This is a genomic window from Clostridium sp. CAG:265, assembly GCF_000436575.1.
Classification (GTDB): Bacteria; Bacillota; Clostridia; order Clostridiales; family Clostridiaceae; genus Clostridium; species Clostridium lentum.
This window is the reverse complement of record NZ_FR886604.1, coordinates 66,257-70,715: the sequence shown is the minus strand read 5'-3', so window position 1 is coordinate 70,715 and position 4,459 is coordinate 66,257. Positions and strand designations below refer to the sequence as shown.

Here is a 4,459-nt window from a genome sequence, read left to right as displayed (position 1 = left end):
TTGCCAGCTCCACAAATGGAGGAGTTCCCGAGAGGCCAAAGGGGGCAGACTGTAAATCTGTTACGTTTCGTTTCGATGGTTCGAATCCGTCCTCCTCCACCATGACTTGACACCAATTTTGATACAATGAATATTAAAATTGGTGTTTATTTTCTTTGAAATAGATATTGACATAATTTGGGGATAATGTTATAATTGATTGAAAATTAAACATGATATTAATTCTTATCAAGAGAGGTGGAGGGAAAGGGCCCTGTGAAACCCGGCAACCTATTTAGGAGTGAAGAATGGAGAATTAAAAATGAAAAATTATAGTAATTTTACATTTTAAATTTTGTACTTTACATTTTTAGGTGTGGTGCCAATTCCTGCAAGAAATTTTGCAAGATAAGAAAAGACCTTATGAATATAGGCTCTTCTTATTGAAGAGTTTTTTTTATTGTTTTTAATTGCTTAGAATTAATATCATGCCTAGAAGAGAGGAGCTAAGCATAATGAGAAAATTATTTACATCAGAATCAGTTACAGAAGGGCATCCAGATAAGATTTGTGATCAAATATCAGATGCAGTATTAGACAACATATTAGCAAAGGATCCAAATGCAAGAGTTGCTTGTGAAACAACAGTAACTACAGGAATGGTACTAGTTATGGGGGAAATTTCAACTAACTGTTATGTTGATATTCCTAAAGTAGTTAGAGATACTATAAAAGAAATTGGATATGATAGAGCAAAATATGGATTCGACTGCGATACTTGTTCAGTATTATCATCAATAGATGAACAATCTAGTGATATAGCTATGGGAGTTGATGAAGCTCTTGAAGCGAAACAAGGAAATAAAGATGATGTTGAAGCAGTTGGTGCTGGAGATCAAGGAATGATGTTTGGTTATGCAACTAATGAAACAGAAGAATTTATGCCATTACCAATAATAACTGCCCATAAGTTAGCTAGAAGACTTACAGAAGTAAGAAAGAATGGTACATTAAGCTATTTAAGACCTGATGGAAAGACTCAAGTAACTGTTGAATATGATGGAAATAATGTTGTAAGAATAGATACAGTAGTAATATCAACACAACATGATGAAAAAGTTTCACAAGAACAAATAAGAAGAGATTTAATGGAGCATGTAATAAAGTCTGTTATTCCAGCAGAATTATTAGATGAAGAAACAAAATATTTCATTAATCCAACAGGAAGATTCGTTGTTGGTGGACCACAAGGTGATAGTGGATTAACAGGTAGAAAGATTATAGTAGATACTTATGGAGGAAGTGGAAGACACGGTGGTGGTGCTTTCTCAGGAAAAGATCCAACTAAAGTAGATAGATCAGCTGCATATGCTGCAAGGTGGGTTGCCAAGAATTTAGTAGCAGCAGGAGTTGCAGATAAAATAGAAATACAATTAGCTTATGCAATAGGTGTAGCTAAGCCAGTATCTATATCAGTAGAAACTTTTGGAACAGGTAAAATAAATGATGATGAAATTGTATCAATAGTAGAAAAGGTATTTGATTTAAGACCAGGTGCAATTATCAGAGATTTAGGATTAAGAAGACCTATCTATAAGCAAACAGCTGCTTATGGACATTTTGGAAGACATGATTTAAATCTTCCATGGGAACAATTAAATAAAGTTGGAGAAATCAAAAGATTTCTTTAATTAGTACAAGGGTGGGGTGTGTTTTTCATAATCCACCTTTTCTTGTTATTATGATATAATAATATAATTACAAGAGAGAACTTTGGAAGGGTTGGAAATATAGATGGAATCACTAGTATTAGAAGGTTCAGTGGAAGCTATTATATTTAAAAGTGAAGATACAGGATATACTGTTGCGAAGATTACAGCTAATAAAGAACTAATAACAATTGTAGGTGTAATGCCTCTACTACAAGAAGGGCAACAAATTGAAGTTAAAGGGACGTTTATTCAGCATAAGCAATTTGGAAGACAGTTTAGTATAGAAGAATATAAAGAAAAATTACCTTCATCATCAAAAGAAATAGAGAAGTATTTAAGTACAGGGATTATACATGGAATAGGACCAGTAACAGCTAAAAAAATAGTAAAGGCATTTGGTAAGGATACTTTACATATTCTTGATAATAATATTGAGAGATTAAAAGAAATTGAAGGAATTGGTGAAAAGAAATTTAACATAATATATGAGTCTTATATTGAAACAAAGGATTTAAAAGATATAATGATATTTTTTCAAAAACATGGAATTACGGTAAACCAATGCTTAAAGATATATAAAAAGTTTGGGGCAGATTCAATAAATAAAGTATCAATCAATCCATATATATTAAATGATGAAATATCAGGTATTGGATTTTTGACAGCTGATAAAATTGCTAAGGAATTTGGTGTTGAAGATACATCTTCCTTTAGAATACAAAGTGGTATAAGATATGTTTTAAATAACTTTTCTGCCATGGGAAATACATATATGCCAAAGGATAAGCTAATTCAAGAATGTCAGAAGGTATTGGCTGTAAGTAAAGAAATTATTGAAGAAAATATATATAACTGCGTCCTTGAAGAAAAGTTGAAGATTGAAAAAATTAAAGATATAGAAGCTGTATATTCTCTACCATATTATTATTGTGAATTGGGAGTAACGAATAAAATAATAACTTTATGTATAGAAAATTTCCAGACCATAAATACTGATGTAGAATTTGAAGTTAGTACATTTGAAAAGAAAAATAACATTAAATTTGCTCCATCACAAAAGAAAGCCATACTGGGAGCTTTTGAAAATGGTATAGAAATAATAACAGGTGGACCTGGAACAGGTAAAACCACTATAATAAAATGTATAATTGAAATATATGAAAATAGTGGTATGAAGGTTCTTTTAGCAGCACCTACAGGAAGAGCTGCTAAAAGAATGAGTGAGTCTACAGAAAGAGAAGCAAAAACAATTCATAGGCTTTTAGAGATGGGAGTAAGTGATGAGGAAAACTCTTTTTTTTGTAAAGGGGAAAGTGAGCCTTTAGAAGCAGATGTGATTATTATAGATGAAGCATCGATGATAGATATAATGCTGATGAATAGTCTTTTAAAAGCTATAAAGTTAGGAACAAGGGTAATAATAGTGGGGGATGTGGATCAGTTGCCATCTGTAGGACCAGGAAATGTTCTTAGGGATTTAATCAACAGTAAGTTTATCAATGTTGTAAGATTAAAGGAAATATTTAGGCAAGGAAAAGAAAGTATGATAATAGTCAATGCCCATAAGATTAATAATGGAGAAATGCCCTATTTAAATAAAAAAGGAGGTGATTTTTTCTTTGATGCTAGAGATGAAGTTGAAAATATTTTAAGTACTGTCCTTGATTTAGTAAATAGAAGGCTTCCATCATTTAATACAAAGTGGAGCAAAATTTGGGATATACAAGTTTTATCTCCTACAAGAAAAGGTATTTTAGGTGTTGATAATTTGAATAATGAAATACAAGCAATATTAAATCCAAGTTGCAAAGATAAGAAGGAAAAGCAGGTAAGAGATATAGTTTTCAGAGAAGGCGACAAGGTTATGCAAATAAAGAATAATTACTCTCTTGAATGGCATAGAATTGGTGGAGATGGTGAAAATAAAGGTGTAGGTGTTTTCAATGGAGATATGGGATATATTGAAACCATAGATGAAGAAAGAAAGGTTTTAAGTGTAGTCTTTGATGATGAAAGAAGAGTTGTATATGAATTTATGTTTTTAGATGAATTAGAATTAGCATATGCAATTACTATACATAAGAGCCAAGGAAGTGAATTTAAAGTTGTAGTTATGCCAACATTTATGGGGTCAGCATTTTTGATGAATAGGAATATACTGTATACTGGTATAACAAGAGCAAAAGAGTTAGTGGTTGTTGTTGGAAATCAAAAATCTCTTCAATATATGGTTAATAATACTAATAATATGAAGAGATATTCTTCATTGAAAGAAAGAATAATGGATATAACGATAGATAAGAATATGATTGAGTAGGTTAGAAAAAGAGGTATTTGATAAGTGAATTATAAAGAGTTGAGTTATGCTTTTAAAAATATAATATCTTGGTATAAAAAAAAGACCAAGGTATTAAATATAAAAAGCAGACCGTATAATACAGGTTTTGTTTTTTTTGATTTAATAAGTAGGTTGATAAATGATAATAAAAAGGTATTATATGTTTTTAGTATGGGTTCTGATGAGATAAAGAGTAAGAGTCATGATGAACTGTATATGAAAAGCATTCAAAAGATTATGCCTGGTGATATAGAAAATGGTATAACATTTATTTCAATAGATGAAATAGAGAATATAGGAGAGGAATATAGCCTTATTATATTTGATGATATAACTATGTTTTCTAAATCAACAATAAAAGATATAAGAGATGCTATTGAAAAGGTATATTGGAAGGTTAATAAGATAATTATTTATAGTTGTGAAAGAG

At 30.7% G+C, this 4,459-nt stretch carries 3 protein-coding genes, 1 tRNA gene and 1 riboswitch; all 4 genes read left to right on the top strand.

Annotated elements, in window-relative coordinates:
- Nucleotides 1–17: 17 nt before the first annotated feature.
- Nucleotides 18–102: transfer RNA gene (locus Q5O29_RS04770), tRNA-Tyr, on the top strand.
- Nucleotides 103–222: 120 nt separating this feature from the next.
- Nucleotides 223–394, top strand: a riboswitch (SAM riboswitch).
- A gap of 100 nt (nucleotides 395–494) precedes the next feature.
- A complete protein-coding gene (gene metK / locus Q5O29_RS04765; RefSeq protein WP_022211854.1) occupies nucleotides 495–1,670 on the top strand; it encodes a methionine adenosyltransferase in 1,176 nt (391 codons plus the stop codon).
- 103 nt (nucleotides 1,671–1,773) lie between these two features.
- The gene (locus tag Q5O29_RS04760; RefSeq protein WP_022211853.1) at nucleotides 1,774–4,008 is read left to right on the top strand and encodes an ATP-dependent RecD-like DNA helicase; all 2,235 of its coding nucleotides are present in this window, start codon (nucleotides 1,774–1,776) and stop codon (nucleotides 4,006–4,008) included.
- A gap of 24 nt (nucleotides 4,009–4,032) precedes the next feature.
- On the top strand, nucleotides 4,033–4,459 hold a 427-nt coding region (locus Q5O29_RS04755; protein WP_302631752.1), incomplete at its 3' end, for a hypothetical protein.

Bases quoted from the DNA above. Each gene is read 5' to 3' on its own strand.
- metK (WP_022211854.1), top strand. From the start codon at position 495: ATGAGAAAATTATTTACATCAGAATCAGTTACAGAAGGGCATCCAGAT.
- Q5O29_RS04760 (WP_022211853.1), top strand. From the start codon at position 1,774: ATGGAATCACTAGTATTAGAAGGTTCAGTGGAAGCTATTATATTTAAA.